The 20,009-nt window shown below is 74.6% G+C and carries 25 protein-coding genes; 14 read left to right on the top strand and 11 right to left on the bottom strand.

Features of this window, described 5'->3' with window-relative positions; genetic code table 11:
• On the bottom strand, positions 1 to 90 hold the full coding sequence (gene kdpF, locus ACF08B_RS02625; RefSeq protein WP_009326374.1) for a K(+)-transporting ATPase subunit F: 90 nt from the start codon (positions 88 to 90) through the stop codon (positions 1 to 3).
• On the bottom strand, positions 87 to 227 hold the full coding sequence (locus ACF08B_RS02620; RefSeq protein ID WP_176985482.1) for a hypothetical protein: 141 nt from the start codon (positions 225 to 227) through the stop codon (positions 87 to 89). The genes kdpF and ACF08B_RS02620 overlap by 4 nt, the downstream gene beginning before the upstream one ends.
• Before the next feature lie 154 nt (positions 228 to 381).
• Here ACF08B_RS02620 and ACF08B_RS02615 point away from each other — a divergent pair, with 154 nt between their 5' ends.
• From ACF08B_RS02615 to ACF08B_RS02605, 3 genes are all read left to right on the top strand, one after another.
• Positions 382 to 870 carry a MarR family winged helix-turn-helix transcriptional regulator gene (locus ACF08B_RS02615; RefSeq protein WP_392315689.1) on the top strand — a complete coding sequence of 163 codons (489 nt, stop codon included), beginning with the start codon at positions 382 to 384 and terminating at the stop codon, positions 868 to 870.
• Positions 867 to 1,313 (top strand): MarR family transcriptional regulator, encoded by a 447-nt coding sequence (locus ACF08B_RS02610; RefSeq protein WP_392315688.1) that lies wholly within the window; start codon positions 867 to 869, stop codon positions 1,311 to 1,313. Before ACF08B_RS02615 ends, ACF08B_RS02610 begins: the two co-directional genes overlap by 4 nt.
• A 62-nt stretch (positions 1,314 to 1,375) precedes the next feature.
• Positions 1,376 to 1,723, top strand: coding sequence for a tetratricopeptide repeat protein (locus tag ACF08B_RS02605; RefSeq protein ID WP_093699328.1), 348 nt, complete (start codon positions 1,376 to 1,378; stop codon positions 1,721 to 1,723).
• A gap of 87 nt (positions 1,724 to 1,810) precedes the next feature.
• Here the strand turns inward: ACF08B_RS02605 and ACF08B_RS02600 are convergent, their stop codons facing one another.
• The 3 genes from ACF08B_RS02600 to ACF08B_RS02590 all read right to left on the bottom strand — a co-directional run bounded on the left by ACF08B_RS02600 (position 1,811) and on the right by ACF08B_RS02590 (position 4,636).
• Positions 1,811 to 2,740: a M56 family metallopeptidase gene (locus ACF08B_RS02600; protein WP_392315687.1), complete on the bottom strand. Its 930-nt coding sequence runs from the start codon at positions 2,738 to 2,740 to the stop codon at positions 1,811 to 1,813.
• Between the two features lie 6 nt (positions 2,741 to 2,746).
• Positions 2,747 to 3,142 (bottom strand): BlaI/MecI/CopY family transcriptional regulator, encoded by a 396-nt coding sequence (locus ACF08B_RS02595; protein ID WP_392315686.1) that lies wholly within the window; start codon positions 3,140 to 3,142, stop codon positions 2,747 to 2,749.
• A gap of 99 nt (positions 3,143 to 3,241) precedes the next feature.
• Entirely contained in the window at positions 3,242 to 4,636 is a 1,395-nt protein-coding gene (locus tag ACF08B_RS02590; RefSeq protein WP_392315685.1) for a PepSY-associated TM helix domain-containing protein, read from the bottom strand.
• A gap of 129 nt (positions 4,637 to 4,765) precedes the next feature.
• Here ACF08B_RS02590 and ACF08B_RS02585 point away from each other — a divergent pair, with 129 nt between their 5' ends.
• Complete coding sequence (locus ACF08B_RS02585; RefSeq protein ID WP_392315684.1) at positions 4,766 to 5,410, top strand: peptide deformylase; 645 nt, start codon at positions 4,766 to 4,768, stop codon at positions 5,408 to 5,410.
• Between the two features lie 7 nt (positions 5,411 to 5,417).
• Here the strand turns inward: ACF08B_RS02585 and ACF08B_RS02580 are convergent, their stop codons facing one another.
• Complete coding sequence (locus ACF08B_RS02580) at positions 5,418 to 6,848, bottom strand: dihydrolipoyl dehydrogenase family protein (protein ID WP_392315683.1); 1,431 nt, start codon at positions 6,846 to 6,848, stop codon at positions 5,418 to 5,420.
• Positions 6,849 to 6,988: 140 nt separating this feature from the next.
• Between ACF08B_RS02580 and trxA the strand changes: the two genes are divergently transcribed.
• Positions 6,989 to 7,366 (top strand): thioredoxin, encoded by a 378-nt coding sequence (gene trxA, locus ACF08B_RS02575; protein WP_093472731.1) that lies wholly within the window; start codon positions 6,989 to 6,991, stop codon positions 7,364 to 7,366.
• A gap of 61 nt (positions 7,367 to 7,427) precedes the next feature.
• Here the strand turns inward: trxA and ACF08B_RS02570 are convergent, their stop codons facing one another.
• Positions 7,428 to 8,453 carry a LacI family DNA-binding transcriptional regulator gene (locus tag ACF08B_RS02570; protein WP_392315682.1) on the bottom strand — a complete coding sequence of 342 codons (1,026 nt, stop codon included), beginning with the start codon at positions 8,451 to 8,453 and terminating at the stop codon, positions 7,428 to 7,430.
• 137 nt (positions 8,454 to 8,590) lie between these two features.
• Here ACF08B_RS02570 and ACF08B_RS02565 point away from each other — a divergent pair, with 137 nt between their 5' ends.
• Together ACF08B_RS02565 and ACF08B_RS02560 are read left to right on the top strand one after the other, a co-directional pair.
• On the top strand, positions 8,591 to 9,253 hold the full coding sequence (locus ACF08B_RS02565; RefSeq protein WP_392315681.1) for a TetR/AcrR family transcriptional regulator: 663 nt from the start codon (positions 8,591 to 8,593) through the stop codon (positions 9,251 to 9,253).
• Between the two features lie 85 nt (positions 9,254 to 9,338).
• A complete protein-coding gene (locus tag ACF08B_RS02560) occupies positions 9,339 to 10,508 on the top strand; it encodes an FAD-dependent oxidoreductase (protein ID WP_392315680.1) in 1,170 nt (389 codons plus the stop codon).
• A 66-nt stretch (positions 10,509 to 10,574) separates the two neighbouring features.
• Here the strand turns inward: ACF08B_RS02560 and ACF08B_RS02555 are convergent, their stop codons facing one another.
• Positions 10,575 to 11,258 (bottom strand): TetR/AcrR family transcriptional regulator, encoded by a 684-nt coding sequence (locus ACF08B_RS02555; protein WP_392315679.1) that lies wholly within the window; start codon positions 11,256 to 11,258, stop codon positions 10,575 to 10,577.
• Between the two features lie 99 nt (positions 11,259 to 11,357).
• On the opposite strand from ACF08B_RS02555, the gene ACF08B_RS02550 reads away from it, so the two are divergent.
• The 5 genes from ACF08B_RS02550 to ACF08B_RS02530 all read left to right on the top strand — a co-directional run bounded on the left by ACF08B_RS02550 (position 11,358) and on the right by ACF08B_RS02530 (position 16,620).
• Positions 11,358 to 11,921, top strand: a complete 564-nt coding sequence (locus ACF08B_RS02550) for an NAD(P)H-dependent oxidoreductase (RefSeq protein WP_392315678.1) — start codon at positions 11,358 to 11,360, stop codon at positions 11,919 to 11,921.
• 227 nt (positions 11,922 to 12,148) lie between these two features.
• Positions 12,149 to 13,123 carry an alpha/beta hydrolase gene (locus tag ACF08B_RS02545; RefSeq protein WP_392315677.1) on the top strand — a complete coding sequence of 325 codons (975 nt, stop codon included), beginning with the start codon at positions 12,149 to 12,151 and terminating at the stop codon, positions 13,121 to 13,123.
• Positions 13,124 to 13,312: 189 nt separating this feature from the next.
• Positions 13,313 to 14,737 (top strand): amidase, encoded by a 1,425-nt coding sequence (locus tag ACF08B_RS02540; protein ID WP_392315676.1) that lies wholly within the window; start codon positions 13,313 to 13,315, stop codon positions 14,735 to 14,737.
• A 26-nt stretch (positions 14,738 to 14,763) separates the two neighbouring features.
• Positions 14,764 to 14,982 (top strand): hypothetical protein, encoded by a 219-nt coding sequence (locus ACF08B_RS02535; RefSeq protein ID WP_392315675.1) that lies wholly within the window; start codon positions 14,764 to 14,766, stop codon positions 14,980 to 14,982.
• Between the two features lie 147 nt (positions 14,983 to 15,129).
• Positions 15,130 to 16,620 carry an SPFH domain-containing protein gene (locus ACF08B_RS02530; RefSeq protein WP_392315674.1) on the top strand — a complete coding sequence of 497 codons (1,491 nt, stop codon included), beginning with the start codon at positions 15,130 to 15,132 and terminating at the stop codon, positions 16,618 to 16,620.
• A gap of 68 nt (positions 16,621 to 16,688) precedes the next feature.
• On the opposite strand, the gene ACF08B_RS02525 is transcribed toward ACF08B_RS02530, so the two are convergent.
• Both ACF08B_RS02525 and ACF08B_RS02520 read right to left on the bottom strand, forming a co-directional pair.
• Positions 16,689 to 17,117 (bottom strand): hypothetical protein, encoded by a 429-nt coding sequence (locus ACF08B_RS02525; RefSeq protein ID WP_392315673.1) that lies wholly within the window; start codon positions 17,115 to 17,117, stop codon positions 16,689 to 16,691.
• Positions 17,118 to 17,205: 88 nt separating this feature from the next.
• Complete coding sequence (locus ACF08B_RS02520) at positions 17,206 to 17,877, bottom strand: helix-turn-helix transcriptional regulator (RefSeq protein WP_392316023.1); 672 nt, start codon at positions 17,875 to 17,877, stop codon at positions 17,206 to 17,208.
• Positions 17,878 to 18,013: 136 nt separating this feature from the next.
• Here ACF08B_RS02520 and ACF08B_RS02515 point away from each other — a divergent pair, with 136 nt between their 5' ends.
• Positions 18,014 to 18,469: a cupin domain-containing protein gene (locus ACF08B_RS02515; protein ID WP_392315672.1), complete on the top strand. Its 456-nt coding sequence runs from the start codon at positions 18,014 to 18,016 to the stop codon at positions 18,467 to 18,469.
• An 80-nt stretch (positions 18,470 to 18,549) separates the two neighbouring features.
• Positions 18,550 to 18,996: a type II toxin-antitoxin system PemK/MazF family toxin gene (locus tag ACF08B_RS02510; RefSeq protein ID WP_093472749.1), complete on the top strand. Its 447-nt coding sequence runs from the start codon at positions 18,550 to 18,552 to the stop codon at positions 18,994 to 18,996.
• Positions 18,997 to 19,069: 73 nt separating this feature from the next.
• Here ACF08B_RS02510 and ACF08B_RS02505 read toward each other — a convergent pair whose 3' ends face one another.
• Entirely contained in the window at positions 19,070 to 19,963 is an 894-nt protein-coding gene (locus tag ACF08B_RS02505; RefSeq protein WP_392315671.1) for a TIGR02452 family protein, read from the bottom strand.
• Between the last annotated feature and the right edge of the window lie 46 nt (positions 19,964 to 20,009).

The raw sequence follows: 20,009 nt of genomic DNA, 5'->3' as shown, positions 1-20,009 counted from the left end.
TCAGAACCTCTCCGGGAAGATCAGGGCGAGGACGAGGTATCCCAGCAGGGCGACGGCCACGACGAGGCCGACGACGTTCTCGGCGGTCACAGCTTGGTCACCCCCTTGGCGACGAGGGCCACCAGCGCGAAGGACGCGAGCACGGTGACGACGAAGGCCAGATCGGCCATCGCGAGCTCCTGGAGTGAGGTTCGTTGGATCGGACGGTTCGAGGAAACCGCCTCCATGGCCGGATCCGGTGGCCGTTGACGGCTCCCTTACGGCGCCACTGCCGGCCTTGACGGGACTCATACGGCCGCCGGCCCGCGGCGATCCGGCCGCGGGTGCCGACGGTCCGGAAAATAGTAGCCATGTACACAGTAGCCATGTATGGTATTCAGCATGAGCATGGAAACCGAAGGGGCGACGCCGGGCTTCCTGGTGTGGCGGCTGTCGACGAAGTGGCGGGTCGCCGTGGACCGCGCGGTGGCCCCGCTGGGGCTGACGCACGCGCAGTACGCACTGGTGGCCTCGCTGTACGGCATGCAGCGCACCGGCGTGCGGCCCAGTCAGCGCCGGCTCGCCGATCACACCGGACTGGAGGCCCTGTACGTCTCCAAGCTGGCCCGTGGCCTGGAGTCGGCCGGGCTCCTCACCCGGGCCAAGGACCCCGCCGACCCGCGCGCCGTCCAGCTCGCGCTCACGGGGCAGGGCCGGGAGGTCACCGGGAAGGCGATCGACGTCGTCCAGGGGCTGCTGGGGCAGCTGCTGGCGCCGCTCGGCGGCCCGGACAGCCCGCGTGCCCGGCAGTTCAGCCGCGACCTGACGACCCTGCTCGACACACCGCTCGACCCGTTCGGCACCACCGATCACGAGACGGAGCAGTCATGACCATCACCGCACCCCGCGCCGACGGCCGCACCATCGGCCTCGCCCACTACGCCTCGCGCGCCGTCCTGGAGCACGCCCTCGCCCCGCACGGCGTCACCTTCCTCCAGTTCGTCACCCTCCGGCTCGCCTTTGTCGCGGACGGACCGGTCGGGGAAACGGCCCTGATCGACGGCGTCGCCGGCACGGTGAAGGCCGACGGCGCGGAGGTGCGGCGCGCGATCGGCGACCTGACGTCCGCCGGCCTGCTGACGTTCGAGGAGCCGTCGGGCGTGCGCATGACGGACGCCGGGCGGGAGCTGTACGCCACGGCCGCGGCCGGGACCACGGCGATCGCCGACCGGCTGTACGCGGGCATCTCCGAGGAGGACCGGTCGACCGCCGGACGGGTGCTCGCCCTGGTGACCGAACGGGCCGACGCGGAACTGGCCACCCTGCGGAAGTAGTGGAATATTGAACAACCCCTCTCCGTTGTGGCGCTCGAAGGAGGTCACGAGTGGAGACGCAAGTGCAGACCACGTACTACGACCACGGGACGCCGGCGGAGCGCTGGGAGCGCGCGCGGCAGTTCTTCGACGCGAAGGACTACGCGGGCGCGGCGCGGGTGCTGGCCGGTCTGGTCGAGGAGGTGCCGGAGCAGACGGGGCCGCGGCTGCTGCTGGCCCGCGCCTACTACCACTCGGCCCAACTGCGCCGCGCCGAGACCGAGTTGCGGATCATCGTCGAGCGTGACCCGGTGGAGCACTACGCGCGGCTGATGCTCGGCCGCACGCTCCAGCGGCAGTCGCGGCACGAGGAGGCGGAGCGGCACCTGCGGGTCGCCTCGGCGCTCGCGGGTGACTTCCCGCAGGAGTGAGTCGCCGCGCGACCGCCGTCGGGCGGGTCGTACGTCCAGGGTCCGGTTCCCGACGGGGGCCGGGCCCTCGGCATGTCCGCCCGTGGGTCAGAGGGGGGTCGCCGCGTGCAGGATCCGGAAGAGGGCGACGGCCGAGTTCGCCGACGACATCGCGGACGCCAGCGCCCCCGCGGCGGCGCCCCAGGCGGCGAGGCCGACCGGGGTGAAGGCCGACGGCCAGCTGCGCGCCGCGGGTGCCGGGGCCAGCAGGGCCGCCACCCGGCGCGGTACGGGACCGGTCGCGGCCAGCGCGGGGAGGGTGGGCACGGGGGTGCCGGCGGACAGCAGCGCCGCCCGACCGATGGCGCGGGCGACCGTCCGCCGGTCGCCGACCGCGCGGGCCGCCTCCTCGTCGGCCCACCGCTCGGCCGTGTAGAGGACGGCGGTGCGCAGCGGGCGCAGGAAGGGGGTGGCGCGGGCGGCCAGGTGTGCGGCGAGCAGGTGCCGCTGGTGGCGGCCGGCCAGGTGGGCGCGCTCATGGGCGAACAGGGCGCGCCGCTCGGCGGGGGCCAGCCCGGCCAGCAGGGCGGTGGTGACGACGATCCGGCCCCGGCGCCCGGGGAGGGCGTAGGCGTACGGCGTGCCGTCGGGCAGCACCGCCACGGTGCGGCCCGGCAGTGCGGCCAGGGCCCGCCGGGCACCGCGGGTGACCCGGCGGTGCCGCCACAGGGTGCGGGCGCAGGCCGCGGCGACCATGCCGAGCGCGGGGATGGCGGCACGGCCGGCCACCTCGTCGTAGGGGACGGCGGCCCGCACCTGGGGGTCGGACCAGCCGTCCGGGAGGGGGTTGCCGGGAAGTTGGGCGGTGCCGACCACCATGAGCAGGGCCAGGCACAGGGTGCTGCACACGGCCATGACGACGGCGACGGCCGTCAGCAGCCGGGTCGCGGTGCGCGGGTGCAGCCGCGTCTCGGCGAGCCGGGCGACCGGCCAGGCGGACAGCGGCAGGACCAGTGGCAGGAAGACGAAGACTCCCATGGCCGGTCAGTCTCCCGTACCGCCGGCGTCCGCGCCCGGGAGGTCGAGCAGTGCCCGGAGCACTTGTTCGTCGCCGGGCGGGAGGGTGGTGACGAAGCTGGCCAGGACGGCCTCGCGGTCCCGTTCGCCGTCCAGCAGCCGGCGCATGCGCAGGGCGGCGAGCCGGGCCACGTCGGCGGTCGGCGTCCACACGAAGGAACGGCCCTGCCGTTCGCGGGAGACGACGTCCTTGGCGAGCAGCCGGGTGAGAATCGTGACGACGGTGGTGTGGGCGAGGTCGCCGCCCAGCCGCCGGCGTACCCAGGCGGCGGTGACCGGTCCGTCGGCCTCGCGCAGCGCGCCGAGGACCTGGCCCTCCAGTTCCCCCTGGCCGCGCCGGGCCCGGCCGCCTTCCCGCGTCATCTCCCCGTCTCCCCTTTCCCACGGCCCGGTTCGCCCTCCGGCGTCCGGAGCGCGCCCCCGCGGCCCGCCCGACATCCGCGCGCGGGCGTGGCGTCCACGCTACTTCACGCCGCCGACACCTTCGCGGCCGCGGCGCCGGTACGCGATCTCGCCGAGGGCGACGTCCACGGCGAGGAAGACGGCCAGCGGTATGCCGAGCAGCGGCACGAACCAGCCCAGCACGGCGACGGCGGCGAGCGCCGGGACGAGGATGTACGGCGGCACCTCGGCCCAGGCGCCGCGCGGCACGGGCCGGCCGAAGGCGGAGCCCCGGCCGCGCTGCCACCACATGCGGTAGCCCCACACGATGAGCAGGATCAGGGCGACGGCGAGCAGGGCGAGGGCGATCTGGTTGACGATCCCGAAGAGCACGCCGGTGTGCAGGTCGATGCCCCACCGGGTGAGCTTGGCGAGGACGGGGTGGTCGGCGAACCGCAGTTCGTCGGTGACCCGGCCGGTGGCGGGGTCGACGGCGACCGCGTCCTGCCGGGTCGGCCAGCTCCGCTGGATCTGCCGGACGACGTAGGCGCTGTCCGCGTCGGCGGGCGGCACGATCTCCACGGGGTCGTCGAGGCCCTTGGCGCGGGCCGCCGCGAGCACCTGGTCCAGGCCCACGCCGTGCCCGGCGCCGCCGGTGGTGCCCGCCCCCGTGCCGTGGCCCGAGTGCTCGCCGCCGCCGGCCGTGGCCGAGAGGGACGGCGTGGCCTGGCGCAGGGAGGTGCGCAATTCGTCGATGTTGGCGCCCGCGTAGGTGGACCAGGTCAGGCCGGTCGCGGACAGGAACAGGAACCCGGCGGCGGTCCAGACGCCGACGCTGCCGTGCAGACCGAGGGTGCGCCGGCGCCCGCCGGTGCCGCGCACCGTGCGCAGGGCGCGCCGCCGGGAGAACCAGAGCACCAGTCCGCCGGCCGTGATCACCCACAGCCAGCTGGCGGCCAGTTCGCTGTAGAGCCGGCCGGTCTCGCCCAGGTGCAGGTTGGCGTGCAGCTGGTCGATCCAGGTGCGCAGGGGCAGCGCGCCGGTCGAGCCGTACTGTTCGAGCGCGCCGCGCACCTCGCCGGTGTACGGGTCGACGAACACGGCGAGGGTGTGGTCGGGGTCGACGCCCTCGACGCCGGAGAGCAGCACGCGGGTGGTGGCGCCGGGTTCGGCGGACGGGCGCACGGCGGAGACGGTGCCCTCGGGGTGGTCCTCGCGGGCGGCGGCCACCTGGGCGGAGACGGGCAGTTCGCGCTCCCCGACGGCGACGGTCATCTCGTGGCCGTACAGGAGCTTCTCGGCCTGGAAGGAGCCCGCGTAGAGCAGGCCGGTGACGGCGGCGAGCAGCAGGAAGGGGGCGACCAGCACGCCGGCGTAGAAGTGCAGGCGCAGGACGAGGGGCCGCAGGGGCGCCCAGCGGCCGCGGGCGGCCGGGCGGGCCGCCTCCGCCGGGGCGCTCGGAGGAGCGGTGGTCATCGGGGGTTCTCCGGGGGCTCGGTGCTCAAGCGGTGGCGGTCCAGTAGTCGGAGCGCGAAGGGGCGGAGTTCCCCGGGGTGTTGGTGACGTATGACACAGACGGCGGTGCGGGCATGGCATCCTGACGCGATGGCACCTCCCCCCGAACACGCACCGCTCGCCGAGCGCGTCGAGGAACTCCTCGCCGCCGGCGGCCCCCTGCCCATCGTCGCGGCCGGACAGCCGGTGCTGCGGCGCGGCACCGAGCCGTACGAGGGCCAGCTCGGCCCGGCCCTGCTGGCCCGCTTCGTCGAGGCGCTGCGCGAGACCATGCACGCCGCTCCCGGTGTGGGCCTCGCCGCGCCGCAGGTCGGTGTGGAGCTGCGGATCGCGGTCATCGAGGACCCGGCACCGGTGCCCGAGGAGATCGCGGTGGCCCGCGGACGGGTCCCGCAGCCCTTCCGGGTGCTGGTCAACCCGGTGTACGAGCCCGTGGGCATCGCCCGCGCCGCGTTCTTCGAGGGCTGCCTGAGCGTGCCGGGCTGGCAGGCAGTGGTCGCCCGGCACGCCGAGGTGCGGCTGCGCGCCGAGGACGAGCGGGGCCACGCGCTGGACGAGGCGTTCGGCGGCTGGCCGGCACGCATCGTCCAGCACGAGACGGACCACCTCGACGGCACCCTCTACCTGGACCGGGCCGAGCCGCGCTCCCTGTCCACGAACGCGGCGGTGACGGCCCTGTGGTCACAGCCGACCCCGCGGACGGCGGCCGCGGCCCTGGGCTTCGAGCTGCCCTGACGAGCGGTCAGCTGTCGCGGTACGCCTCCAGCAGCCGCAGCCAGACCTCACTGAGCGTCGGGTACGAGGCGACCGCGTGCCACAGGCGGCCGACCGGGACCTGGCCCACGACGGCGACGGTGGCCGAGTGGATGAGTTCGCCGACGCCGGGGCCGACGAAGGTGACACCGCGCAGGATCTCGTCCTCCAGGTCGACGACCATGCGGGCGCGGCCCTTGTAGCCGTCGCCGTACAGGCCCGCACCGGCCACGGAGGAGAACTCCACGTCCACGGCGCGGACGCGGTGGCCGGCCTGTTCCGCCTCGGCGAGGGAGAGACCGACCGCTGCGGCCTCGGGGTCGGTGAAGACGACCTGGGGTACGGCGCCGTGGTCGGCCGTGGCCGCGTGCGCGCCCCACGGCTCGTCCAGCAGGGGACCGCCGGCGGCACGGGCGGCGATCGCGGCTCCCGCGATGCGGGCCTGGTACTTGCCCTGATGGGTCAGCAGGGCGCGGTGGTTGACGTCGCCGACCGCGTACAGCCAGTCGGTGCCGGTGACGAGCAGGCTGTCGTCGGTCTCCAGCCAGGAGCCCGGCTCCAGGCCGACGCTCTCCAGACCGAGGTCGTCGGTGTGCGGGGCGCGGCCGGTGGCGAAGAGGATCTCGTCGGCGTCGATGCGGTCGCCGGTGCCGGTCACGGCCACGACCGTGCCGTTCGCGCGGCTGACGGACTCCACGGAGGTCCCGGTGCGGACGTCGACGCCCGCCTCGGTGAGGGCCTCGGCGACCAGTTCCCCGGCGAACGGCTCCATCCGGTTCAACAGGCCCTTGCCGCGTACCAGCAGCGTCACCCGCGAGCCGAGGGCCTGCCAGGCGGTGGCCATCTCGGTGGCGACGACACCGCCGCCGACGACGATCAGCCGCCCGGGTGCGGCCTTGGCGCTGGTCGCCTCACGGCTGGTCCAGGGCTTCACGTCGGCGAGTCCGGGCAGGTCGGGCAGTTGGGCGCGGGTGCCGGTGGAGACGGCGACGGCGTGCCGGGCGGTGAGGGTGGTGACCGTGCCGTCGGGGGCGGTCACGGTGACCGTGCGGGGTCCGGCGAGCCGGCCCTGGCCGCGGTAGAGGTCGGTGCCGGTGCCGTCGAGCCAGGCGACCTGGCCGTCGTCCTTCCAGTGGGAGGTGAACGCGTCGCGGCGGGCGAGCACGGCCGGCGTGCGCAGAGGCCCCTGGACATCCTCGGCCAGGCCGGGCAGCCGGCGGGCGTCGGACTGGGCGATGACCGGCCTGAGCAGGGCCTTGCTGGGCATGCAGGCCCAGTACGAGCACTCGCCGCCGACCAGTTCGCTCTCCACGAGCGCGGTGGTGAGACCGGCCGCCCGGGTGCGGTCGGCGACGTTCTCCCCCACGGGTCCGCCCCCGATCACCACGACGTCGTACGCGATGGATTCCGTTTCCGTCATGGGGCCAGTCTGGTGGGTGGTGTGCGCCGAGGCCACATGGGTACGCGCGCGGAACACAGGCATGCACGTGTGGAATAGGCGGCCCGGCGGCCGTGTTTCCGCCGTCGGCACACCCCACACCAGGAAGAGGGACACACGCCATGAGCAGCACCGTGGAGCTGACCAAGGAGAACTTCGACCAGACGGTCACCGAGAACGACTTCGTTCTCATCGACTTCTGGGCGTCCTGGTGCGGCCCGTGCCGCCAGTTCGCGCCCGTGTACGACAAGGCCGCCGAGGAGAACAAGGACCTGGTGTTCGGCAAGGTGGACACCGAGGCCCAGCCGGAGCTGGCCCAGGCGTTCGGCATCCAGTCGATCCCGACGCTGATGATCGTCCGGGACAAGGTCGCGATCTTCGCCCAGCCGGGTGCCCTTCCGGAGGCCGCTCTCGCGGACGTCATCGAGCAGGCCCGCAAGCTCGACATGGACGAGGTCCGCAAGAGCATCGCCGAGCAGGAGGGCGGCGCCGCCGAGTAGGCACGCGGCGTTCGTCACCGTTTTCCGGTCGGCCGGCGCGCCGCCGCCGGCGGGTCCCGGGTCAGCTGGACTCGCGCCGGACGACCGAGGCACCCAGCACCCGGTGCACCTCCGGTTCGCCGCCGGGGTCGCGCACCGCGCGGTCGACCAGTTCGGCGAGGTCGCGGCCGGAGGGCAGTTCGACGTGGACGGTGCTGAGCCGCGGGCGCAGCAGCCGGCCGAGCATCAGGTCGTCGGCGCCGATCACGGCGAGCTCCCGCGGAATGCGCACGCCCTCGTCCTGGAGCGCGCGCATCAGCAGCATCGCGTACTCGTCGTTGTAGGCGAACAGCGCGTCGAGTCCCGACTCCCGCCGTGGCGCGGCCAGTCGGGCGGCCAGCCGGGCGGCCGCCTCCTCGGTGTAGGCGAGCGGCAGCTCCGTCACCGTCGCGTCCGTGCCCTTCAGGGCCTGGCGCACGCCCGCGAGCCGGGGCCGTGAGTAGGCCTCCAGGCCCGGCTCCTCGGGTACGACGACACCGATCCGGCGCCGGCCCCGTTCGTACAGGTGGGCGCCCGCGCAGTGGCCCACGGCCTCGTGGTCCATGAGCAGCGCGTGCGCGCCCTCGACCCGGTCGGGGCCGAGGGTGACGACGGCCCGGGCGCCGGACCGCTTGAGGACGTGGACGCCCTGCGGGCCCAGCCCGGCACCCGGAACGAGAACGGCGACCGGCCTCAACTCGGCCCAGGCGCGGGCCGCTTCGTCCCCCTGGAGTCCGACACTGCCGTACTGCACGACGGTGTAGTCGAGCCGGCCCAGCGCCCACTGCAGTTCATTGAGGAACCCGCTGTAGAGCGGGCCCACCGGGATCGCCGGGGCGGGCATGAGGACCATACGGCTGTGTCCGGCGCGCAGGCTGCGGGCGGCCGCGTGCGGGACGTACCCCAGTTCCCGGGCGGCCTCGCGGACGCGCCGGCGCGTCGGCTCGCTGATGCGCACGGCGCTGGTGTTGTTGAGGACGTAGGACACGGTCGCGCGCGAGACGCCGGCCAGGCGGGCCACGTCGGCGCTCGTGGGCGTGTTCGGTATCTGCACCATGACAGAGCGCATCTTGGCAGAGGCGCGGCGGCGGGGCGCAGCCGGGGGAACGTGGTTCACCGTTGGACGAAATCGGGTCGAACGTACATTCATGCGAACGCGTTCGTCACGAACTTGTTCGCAACGAACATGTTCGTTAGCCTGGTGGCATGACCGCTGCCCCCCGTTCCCGCCGCGAACGTCCCGCCAAGCCCGCCCTCAGCAGGGAGGGCATCGTCGCCGCCGCCGTCGCGATCCTGCGCGCGGAAGGTCTGCGCAAGGTCACCATGCGGCGGCTGGCGCAGGAACTCGACACCGGACCGGCCTCGCTGTACGTCTACGTCCGCAACACCGACGAGCTGCACGCGGCCGTGCTGGACGAACTCCTCGGCACGATCGGCCCCGCACCGGCCGAGGGCGACTGGCGGGAGCGGCTGGAGAAGGTGCTCACCGGCTGCACCGCGATGCTCCTGGAACACCCGAGCCTCGCCCGCTCGGCCCTGACCGCCCGCCCCAGCGGGCCGCACTACCTGCGTCTCATCGAGACCCTGCTGGAACTGCTCCGATCGGGCGGCGTGCCCCGCGAGCAGGCGGCCTGGGGGGTCGACCTGCTGCTGCAGCACGCGATGGCGACCGCCGCGGAGCACGCCGGCGAGGAGTCACCGGACGAATGGCAGCCGGTGATCCGGGCCCTGCGCGAGGCACCCGCGGACACCCATCCGCACATCGCCGCCTCCGCCGGCGCGCTGATGTCCGGCACCCCCGAGGCCCGCCTCTCCTGGGCCTTCCAGACCCTGATCCACGGCATCGAACGGACCGCCGTACCCGACTGACCACGGCATCGAGCGGACCGCCGTACCCCGGCGAGCACCGCCTCCGGCGGACCGCCGCACCCGACCGACCGGCCAGGAGGCCACCATGACCACCACCCCGCCCCTCCCGCACCACCCCGTGGCCGTCGTCGGCGCCGGACTCGGCGGGCTCACCCTCGCCCGGGTGCTGCACGTGCACGGCATCGAGGCCGCCGTCTTCGACCTGGACGCCTCGGCGGCCGACCGCACCCAGGGCGGCATGCTGGACATCCACGACGACTCCGGGCAGCCGGCGCTGCGCGCCGCCGGGCTGTACGACGGGTTCCTGGCCCGTGTCCATCCCGGCGGCCAGGCCATGCGCGTTCTCGACCGGCACGGCACCGTCCTGCTGGCGGAGACCGACGACGGCACCGGCGGACGCCCCGAGATCGACCGCGGCGAGCTGCGGGACCTGCTGCTCGGCTCCCTCCCGGAGGGCACGGTCCGCTGGGGCGCCAAGGTGACCGGGGCGCGTCCGCTGGGCGGCGGCCGGCACGAGGTGACGCTCGCCGACGGCTCCGCGTTCACCACGGACGTGCTGGTCGGCGCGGACGGCGCCTGGTCGCGCGTCCGGCCGCTGCTGTCCTCGGCCCGGCCCGCGTACACGGGCGTGTCGTTCGTCGAGGCGGACCTGCGGGACGCCTGTCCGCGCCACCCGGTGAGCGCGGAGGTGGTCGGCGGCGGGATGCTCTTCGCGCTCGGCGCGGGCCGCGGCTTCCTCGCCCATCGCGAGACGGACGGCAGCCTGCACGTGTACGCGGCCGTCGTGGCGCCCGAGGACTGGCTGGACGGCATCGACTTCACGGACGCCGAGGCGGCGAGGTCGGCGGTGCTGAAGGAGTTCGACGGCTGGTCGGAGAACCTGCGGGCGCTGGTCGGGGACGCGGACGGCGCACTGGTGCCGCGACGGATATTCGCCCTGCCGGTCGGGCATCGCTGGGACCGGGTCCCGGGGGTCACGCTGCTCGGCGACGCCGCCCATCTGATGTCGCCGTTCGCCGGCGAGGGCGCCAACCTGGCGCTGGCCGACGGTGCGGATCTCGGCCTGGCGCTGGCCGCGCACCCCGGGGACCCCGAGGCCGCGCTGGCCGCCTACGAGGCCGGGATGTTCCCGCGGGCCGAGGCCTCCGCGGCGGACTCGGCGCGCAGCGCGGAGCTGCTGTTCCGGGCCGACGCGCCGCAGGGGCTGCTCGACATGTTCGCCGCGCGGCCGGACCAGTCGGGCCGGACCGACTGACGGACCGGACGGACTGACGGACCGGACGGATCTCGTCCGGGTCGGGGCCGACCCCGACGAAGGCCCCTAGCGGGGCGGTTCGGTGCGGGTCACCCGGGCGACCAGGTCGACCCAGCCGGTCTCCAGCCGCTCCATGGGCATCCCGCACTGCCGGTGCAGATGGTGGATGAGCGCGGGGTCGAGCCAGGCCATCAGGGTGTGGGCCAGCAGTTCGCTGTCGTCGTCCGGCACGATCTGCCGCAGCAGCATCATGACGTGGCCGCGCAGCGCCCCGGAGGCGGGGTGGGAGTAACGGCGGCACGGCTCGGGCTGGGCGGCCAGCTGGAGGTCGAGCTGCTCCGCCGAGCGGTACAGCACCGCCACGCCGAACGCCCGCAGCCGCTCCAGGGGCGCGGCTCCGGGGCCCAGCGGCGGCGGCCCGCTCATGAAGTCGGCCTGCAGCCGTGCGGCCGAGTGGTCGAGCAGGGCCGTCAGCAGGCCGGTGCGGTCGCCGAAGCGGCGGAAGACCGTGCCCTTGCCGACCTGGGCCGCGGCGGCCACCGCCTCCATGGTGACCCCGGCGACCCCGTGCTCCGCGATGAGCCGGGCGGCGGCCTCCAGCAGCCGGGCGCGGTTGCGGGCCGCGTCCGCGCGCAGGTTCGTCTCCTCGGGTGCCGCCGGGCCGACGTCCAGCAGCCGGGGCGCGTCGAGGGGCTCCTGGGGCTGGGGGCAGGGCGGCAGAGGGCTGGACATGACGACAGCGTAAAGCATGGGGAAGAAAACTGGACCGTGGTCCGTTTAGGGTGGTAGAAAATTAACCGGACCACGGTCCGGATTGTGACGGCACTGTTTCAGCCCCTTGGAGTCCCCATGTCTGTTCGCATCCTCGCGCTCGTCGGCAGCCTTCGCGCCGGTTCGCACAACCGCCAGCTCGCCGAGGCCGCCGTGAAGCTCGCGCCCCAGGGCGCCGAGGTCGAGCTCTTCGAGGGCCTGGCGGACGTCCCCTTCTACAACGAGGACATCGACGTCGAGGGCAGCGTCCCGGCCGCCGCCGCGAAGCTGCGCCAGGCCGCGCAGGCCTCCGACGCCTTCCTGCTGTTCTCCCCCGAGTACAACGGCACCATCCCGGCCGTCCTGAAGAACGCCATCGACTGGCTGTCCCGCCCCTACGGCGCCGGCGCCTTCGGCGGCAAGCCCGTCGCCGTCATCGGCACCGCGTTCGGCCAGTACGGCGGCGTGTGGGCACAGGACGACACCCGCAAGGCCGTGGGCATCGCCGGCGGCAAGGTCGTCGAGGACATCAAGCTGTCCATCCCCGGCTCGGTCACCCGCTTCGCCGAGACCCACCCGGTCGACGACGCCGAGGTCGCCGCGCAGCTGACCGAGGTCGTGGCGCGTCTGCACGGCAACGTGGGCGAGGTCGCGGCCGCCTGAGCCGCACGTTCCCCCGGGCGGGGCCGGAGCCTTCCGGGCTCCGGCCCCGTCCGCGTCCCGTGGCGCGCCACCGCGTGGGCCGGACCCCGGGGGGGAGGGCCGGATGTCGTGTCCGGGGCGCGGCGTGGCGGCTCGGACGGGGTACGCGTCTGTTGGCCGCGTACAACCGTCGCGGTGCGTCGCCCGGCCGGCCGCCGTCGGCCGGACGAGTCCTCCGAGGAGAAGCCATGCCCCTGGTCCCGCCGCCGTTCGACCCGGAGCTCGCCGCCGCGCTGGAGCCGATCAAGGGTGTGAGCGGGCCGGGGTTCACCCTGGACGAGCTGGACGACGCCCGGCGGGCGGCCGGCCCGGAGCTGCTCGGACTGCTGGACCTCACCATGGACGGTGCCTTCGAGGTGGAGGACCGCACGGTGCCCGGACCCGAGGGCGCCCCGGACATCTCCCTGCTGCTGTGCCGCCCCGTCTCCCCCGCGGCCACGGCCCCGCTGCCGGTGATCTACCACGTGCACGGCGGCGGCATGATGATGGGCACCAACCGGGCCGGCGTGGCCGAACCGCAGGACTGGGCGCGTGAGCTGGGCGCGGTCGTGGTGTCGGTGGAGTACCGCCTCACCCCCGAACACCCGTACCCCGCGCCGGTGGAGGACGTGTACGCCGGTCTGCTGTGGACGGCGGAGCACGCGAAGGAGATCGGCGGCGACCCGGACCGGATCGTCGTCGCGGGCGCCAGCTCCGGCGGCGGCCTCACCGCGGCGCTCGCCCTGCTCACCCGGGACCGGCGCGGTCCTCGGCCGCTCGGCCAGCTGCTGATGTGCCCGATGCTCGACGACCGCAACGACACCGTCTCCAGCCACCAGATGGCCGGTCTCGGCGTCTGGGACCGCACCGCCAACGACACCGCCTGGACGGCACTGCTCGGCGACCGCCGCGGCGGCCCGGACGTCTCCCCCTACGCCGCGCCCGCCCGCGCCCGGGACCTGTCCGGGCTGCCACCGGCCTACCTCGACGTCGGCTCCGCGGAGACCTTCCGCGACGAGGTGGTGGCCTACGCGTCCGCCCTCTGGCAGGCCGGCGGCGCGGCCGAACTCCACGTCTGGCCGGGCGGCTTCCACGGCTTCGACTCCCTCGTCCCGGAAGCGGCCCTGTCCCGCGCGGCCCGCACGGCACGCGTGGACTGGCTGCGCAGACTGCTGACACGCTGACCCACGGCCGCGACCGGCCATCCGGGCAGCCCACGCGGACCGCGTCCGGGGGCCCGGCGCGGCCGGTGGCTCGACGTTCGTCGGGCTGCGTCGCCGAAGACACCCGTGCGAAAAGCGTGTGCCTGCGGGTCAACTGACGTTACCGTTCGGTAGACATCGTGCCCGGAGCCTCCCGGAGGTGCACCCCCCATGACGCCCGACCGTGCCGCAGGCCTCGCGGAGACCCGAGACGCCCTCGCCGACGGGGAGGTGACCTCCCGCGAACTGGTCGAGCGGACACTCGCCCGGATCGAGGCCACCCAGCCCACCCTGAACGCCTTCCGGATCGTGCGTGCGGAGGCCGCGCTCGCCGAAGCCGACGCCGCCGACCGGCAGTTGGCGGCCGGAGACCGGCGCCCGCTGCTCGGGGTGCCGGTGGCGGTCAAGGACGACATGGACGTGGCGGGCGAGCCGACCGCGTTCGGCTGCGCGGGCGACTTCCCGCGCGTGGCCGCGGACGGCGAGGCGGTACGGCGGCTGCGCGCGGCCGGTGCCGTGATCGTCGGCAAGACGAACACCTGCGAGCTGGGCCAGTGGCCGTTCACCGAGGGCCCGGCGTTCGGCGACACCCGCAACCCCTGGCACACCGGGCACACCCCGGGCGGGTCGTCGGGCGGTTCGGCCGCCGCCGTGGCCGCCGGGCTCGTACCGGCCGCGCTCGGCTCCGACGGCGCCGGCTCGGTGCGCATCCCCGCCTCCTGGACCCATCTCATCGGCATCAAGCCGCAGCGCGGCCGCATCTCGACCTGGCCGCGCGGCGAGTCCTTCCACGGCATCACCGTCAACGGCACCCTCGCCCGTACGGTCGCCGACGCGGCCCTGCTGCTGGACGCGGCGAGCGGCAACCACGACCGGGACCCGCACCGGCCGCCCGCGCTCACCGTGTCCGACGCGGTCGGCCGCGACCCCGGCCGGCTGCGCATCGCCCTGTCCCTGAAACCGCCGTTCACCGCCGTACCGGCCCGCCTCCAGCCGGAGGTACGCGCCCGGGTCATGGAACTCGCCGCGCGGCTGCAGGAGTTGGGGCACGCCGTCGAGGAGGCGGACCCGCCCTACGGCCAGATCGGGCTGACCTTCCTGCCGCGTGCCACCGCCGGCATCGCCGACTGGGTCCGCGAGACGCCCGACCCGGCGCTGCTGGACCCGCGCACCCGGGGCGCGGCCCGGTTCGGCCGGCTGCTCGGCGGGGCCCCGCTGCGGGCGGCCCGGCGCGCCGAGGCGGTCCTGCACCGGCGGATCGGCGCCTTCTTCGGGTCGTACGACGTGGTCCTCGCCCCGACGACGGCCGCTCCCCCGCCCGCGATCGGCGCCCTGCACAAGCTGCGCGGGTTCGCCACCGACCGCGCCATGATCGCCGCCTGCCCCTACGCCTGGCCGTGGAACGTGCTGGGCTGGCCCGGCGTCAACGTCCCCGCCGGTTTCGTCGGCGACGGCCTGCCGGTGGGCGCCCAGTTGCTCGGCCCCGCCCACAGCGAACCCCTGCTGGTCTCCGTCGCCGCACAGTTGGAGGCCGAACTGCGCTGGCACGAGATGTGGCCGCCGCAGCGGACGGAGGCCGGCACTCCGGCGGCGTGAGCGCGTTCCGCCCTTACTCTGGGCCCATGGACGACGCGTCGTTGATCGGGCTGATGGGACGGGTGACGGGGACGGTCGGGCCCGGGCTGGTCGGCGAGGTGATCGTGCGGGTGCGTGGCGGCGCCGAGCACTTCCTCGCCCACCCGGCCGACGGCACGGCCCGCCTCGAGCCGGGCACGGTGGTGATGGTGGTGGAGCACCTGCCGCCCAGGACGGTCTACGTGACGTCCGCGTACGACAGGTGAGGTGCACCAGGTGAGCACGCTCCGCCCCAGGTGAGAGCGGTACGCGTCAAGATTGCAACAAGAAACCGTCAGCGTCTTCTCGGGGGGGTCCAGCAGGCGCACACTCCCTTCGTTCGGTGCCGAGAGGGCACCTTCTCAAGGGGGCGTATGCCGATGGTTGTCGGCGTCGTTGCGGGGGCTGTCGTCGTTGCCGTCCTCGTGTTGATCGGTCTGTTCAAGATGATGTGGCGGGTCGCCGAGCCGAACGAGGCGCTCATCATCTCCGGGTCCAAGCACCGTACCGAGGGCATCGAGGAGGGCCTGGGCTTCCGCATCGTCACCGGGCGCGGCACGCTGGTGCTGCCCGGTGTGCAGGCGGTGCGCAAGCTCTCGCTCGACCTGAACGAGACCGAGTTGCAGGTGGACTGCGTGACCCACCAGGGCATTCCGCTCAAGGTGCGGGGCGTGGTCATCTTCAAGGTGGGCGACGACTTCGTGTCGATCGCGAACGCGGCCCGCCGTTTCCTGGACCAGCAGAAGCTGATGTCCGAGCGGGTGCACAACGTCTTCGCCGGTCATCTGCGGTCCATCGTCGGCGGGTTGACGGTCGAGGACATGATCCGCGACCGGGAGAAGCTGACCGGGCAGACCCGGGCGGCCTGCGGTACGGAGATGGAGAAGCTCGGCCTGATCGTCGACTCGCTGCAGATCCACGAGATCGAGGACCCGACGGGTTACATCCAGAACCTGGCCATGCCGCACGCGGCGGCCGTGCAGCGGGACGCGCGGATCGCGCAGGCGGAGGCGAACCGCCTGGCCACCGAGGCCGAGCAGCAGTCGTTCGCGCGGATGGCCGAGGCCACCCGGGACAGCGAGATCCTGCAGGCCGGCTACCAGGCCGAGCGGGACAAGGCGGCGGCGAAGTCCCAGCAGGCCGGCCCGCTCGCCGCGGCCGCCGCCCGCCAGGAGGTCGTCGTACAGGAGACGCGGGTCGCCGAACTCGAGGCGCACCGGCGGGAGCAGCAGCTCCAGGCGGACGTCCGCAAGCCGGCGGACGCTCAGGCCTACGAGAAGCGGACGCTGGCCGAGGCCGAGCGAGACGCGCGGATCTCGGCGGCACAGGCCAAGGCGAAGGAGACGGAGCTGGCGGCCGTCGCCGAGGCGACCCGGGTGAAGGCGGCCGCGACCGCCGAGGCCGAGGCGACCAGGACCCGTGGTGCGGCGTCCGCCGACGCCACCCGGGCCACCGGTGAGGCCGAGGCCGCCGCCGCGCAGGCCAGGGGTCTGGCGGAGGCCGAGGCGACCAAGGCGCAGGGTCTGGCGGAGGCGGAGGCCATCAAGGCCCGTGCCGCCGCGCTCGCCGAGAACCAGGAGGCGGTCGTCGCCCAGCAACTCGCCGAGAAGTGGCCGGAGATCGTCCAGGCGGGCGCGTCCGCGTTCGGCAACGTGGACAACATGGTGCTGCTCAACGGCGCCGACGGCATGGGCGAGTTGTTCGCCAAGGCGCTCACCATGGGCGGCACGGGTCTGGGGCTGGCGCGCAAGTTGCTGGCGACGATGGGCGACGGCAACGGGCAGGCGGTGAACGGCGCCTCGCCCTCCCTCAACGGCGTGGTGACGCCTCCGCAGCAGAGGGTGCCCGTGGAGCAGGAGGGCTGAGAAGGAGGTGTCGCGTCGCGGCCGGGGCCCCTCACCGGGGCCCCGGCCGCGCTGCGCGCGGAGCCCGGTCAGGCCGTGAGCAGGCCGGCACCCAGGGCGAGCAGGGCGACGACCTTGAGGATCTCCAGTCCGACGTACCAGAAGTGGCCCCGGGAGCGGGGCAGTTCCTCGCCCGCGAGGACCCGGTCGGACCGGCGGTTGAGACGGGGGCGGACGACGGCGAGCTGGGCGAGGAGCAGGGCGGCCACGGCCGCGGTGAGCCAGGCGATGCCGGCCGTGGCGCCGCCCAGGGCGGCCGCGGCGATCACGAGGACCGCCAGGGCGGCCTCGACGGCGTTCAGCGCGCGGAAGACCAGGCGGCCAATGCCCAGGCCGACCGGGATCGTCACGCCCGGGGCCCGGAACTTCAGGGGCGCCTCCAGGAAGGAGATCGCCAGCACCATGCCGAGCCAGACGAAGGTGACCGCGCTCGCGACGGCGGCGGACGTGGCGTTCATCGAGGTGTGCCTTTCTCCGGGGCGATTCCGGTGGGGCCGCCCGGTTCGCTCGGGGCCCGGCGGTCCGGGACGGCCGGGTTCTGCTGGTTCAGGGGAGCGTGGTCGCGGTCAAGTGGGCCACGCAGGTGTCCGGTTCGGCGAACGGCTCCAGGTCCGTGGCCGTCAGGGGAGCCTCCAGCCGGGCCAAGGCGCCCTGCATCAGGCCGAGATGGAGCGGGCACACCAACCGGCCGTGTTCCTCGGCGAGTTCCAGGAACGGGCAGTGCCGCAGCCGGATCCGCTCCGGAGCGCGGCCGGGGCCGGCATCGCCCTCCGGGCGGGGTGCGAAGCCCAGGTCGTCCAGGACGGCGACGAGCGCGGTCACCGCGCGCTCGGCCGACGGCGGCTCAGAAGCGGGCGGCGGATCCACCAGGTCACCGCCCCATGCGCGCCCGGTCTCCATCGCCTCCGTTCGCGCGGCGGCCGGGTCGGTGGCCGCCCATCGGCCGAGCAGGACACGTGCCAGCGACCGGTAGTCGCGGACGCCACCGCGGTCCATGCCGGGACGCGGGGTGTAGACGGTGCGGGGCCGGCCCGGGCCCCGGGACGCCTCGGCCCGGCGCTCGGCCTGCCCGTCGGACACCAGGGCGTCCAGGTGGAACCGGGCGGTGTTGGGGTGCAGGCCGGTCCGCGCGGCCGTCTCCGCGACGCCGAGCGGCGACCGCGCGGCGCGCAGTACGTCCAGCACCTCACGGCGACGTGGGCTCTCCCGCGACGGCACCTCGCGCACCCCTCTCCACCTGCGAGTATTTTTCACGAATCCTACATGTGTAAATTGTAGGGTGAGCCGGGAGACCTGATGGCGGGAAGCCGGCAGGGAAAACGATGAGTCGGTGAAGAGTCGAGGGGATCACCAGATGACGTCGCCGTCGGCGTTCGACAGCGGGCCGGCCGAGTCCGCGGCGGCTCCGCGCGTCCTGTGCGACACCCGGGCCCTGACGGAGGCACCGCCGGTGCCGGCCGGGGTGCTGTGGAAGCTGGCCGAGAGCGGACGCCAACTGGACGCCAACGTGGTCAGGCTGGCGCCGGGCGGGCGCATCGACACCCATACCGAACCGAGTCTCGACGTCCTCCTGCTGGTCGTCTCCGGGAGCGGCACCGTGGACAGCCCCGAAGGCGAACCGCAGCCCGTCACCGAGGGCACCCTGCTCTGGCTGCCGCACGGTTCCACCCGCGCCATCACCGCGGGCGGCACCGGGCTCGCGTACCTCACGGTCCACGGCCGCCGCCCCGGCCTGACGATCGGCCCCCGCCCCGGCACCTCGCCCGTTGCGTCCGCCGGCGGCCCGGACCCGGGCGACCCGCCCGCGTGACGGCCCGGGCACCACGCCCGCGTAACGGCCGGTGGCCGGGCGCCCGTTGCGTCCGCGGCGCCGGGCACTAGGGTGCCCCCGTGAGCACGTCTACCGAAGAGAACGTCCCCGGCCGCCACGGCCGTCATGCCACCACGGAGGCCGACCCGCGCGAGGTCGGCCGGGTGCGCACCGAGTACTCCCCGGCCCACGACGGCGACCCGGACCCCGGGGAGATCGTGTGGACCTGGGTCCCCTTCGAGGAGAACGACGGCCGGGGCAAGGACCGCCCGGTCCTGGTCGTGGCCCGGGAGGCGGCGGGCACCTTCCTCGCCGTCCAGCTCTCCAGCAAGCGGCACGACGGCGACCGGGAATGGGTGCCGATCGGCAGCGGCCCCTGGGACCGGTCGGGCCGGGACTCGTGGGTGGACGTGGACCGCGTGCTGCGGCTGCACGAGGAGGGCATGCGCCGCGAGGCCTGCGCGCTGGACCGGATGCGTTTCGATCTGGTCCGCCGGCGGCTGCACGAACGTTACGGCTGGACCTGACCGCGGCTCGGACCGGCGCTCCGCGCGGCCACCACGGCGTCCCCGACCACCACGGAGTACGGGGGCGCGCCCGTCACGACGGCACGTGCGCCCGCCCCGCCGCTTCCGCGGGGACATCCCGACGGCACTCCCCGCACTGGGCGAACGCCCGTACGAACGCCGCCCGCACCTCCGCCCCGGGGGTCCGGTCCAGCACCCCGAACACCACGTGGTCGAAGGAGCGCGCGAACCGGGCACCGGGGCCGAGCAGCGCCCGGAAGGCGGCCGCGACCTGCGCCGGGGCGTTCTGGAAGACCCCGCAGCCCCAGGCGCCGAGCACCAGTCGCCGGTAGCCGTGCGCCGCGGCCGTCTCCAGCACCCGCTCGGCGCGCCGCGCCAGGACGCCCGGCAGCTCGACGGCGCGTTCCGGTGCCGTACGGCGTACGACGCCGGCGTTGGGCGCGGCGGCGGTCAGGAAGCCCGCGAGGTAGGGCTCCGGGAGCAGCCGTCCCCGGTCGTCGCGGAAGACCGGGACCGCCGGTGAGTGGATCACCCGGTCCGTGTAGAACGGGTCGCGGTCGGCACGGTGGTGGTCGTAGAAGGCGCGGGCCGCCAGCAGGCAGGTGTGCAGCGCCGAGGCGCGGCACAGGGCCTCCTCCTGGGCCTGGGCGCCGTTGAGATAGCCACCGCCCGGGTTCCGCGCGGAGGCGAAGTTCAGGACGGCGACCGGGGCGCCGGCCAGTCGGCGGGCCGCCTCCAGGCTGCTCTCGCCGGTGACCTCGACGAGGGGGCCGGCCCCACGGACCGGGTCGCCCTGGGCGGGCGGCGGCTCCACGGCCACCGGCTCGGGGCCGAACATCCTGGTGCCCGCCCGCGCGGCCTCGATCGCCGCCGTGAGCGGCACCTCCCGGCCGTCCGGGGCCGGGTACCGGCCCGCCGCGACGATCTTCTCCGTCTGCGTGGCGATTCCGCGCAGGCGCGCGCTCACGGCGCCACCCCCGTGGACGCCGTGCCCGCTGCCTGTGCGGACTCCC

The sequence above is a fragment of the Streptomyces sp. NPDC015139 genome (genome assembly GCF_043079785.1).
GTDB lineage: Bacteria > Actinomycetota > Actinomycetes > Streptomycetales > Streptomycetaceae > Streptomyces > Streptomyces albidocamelliae.
Note: the sequence above shows the minus strand (reverse complement) of the source record. Positions and strands in the feature narration are given on the sequence as shown.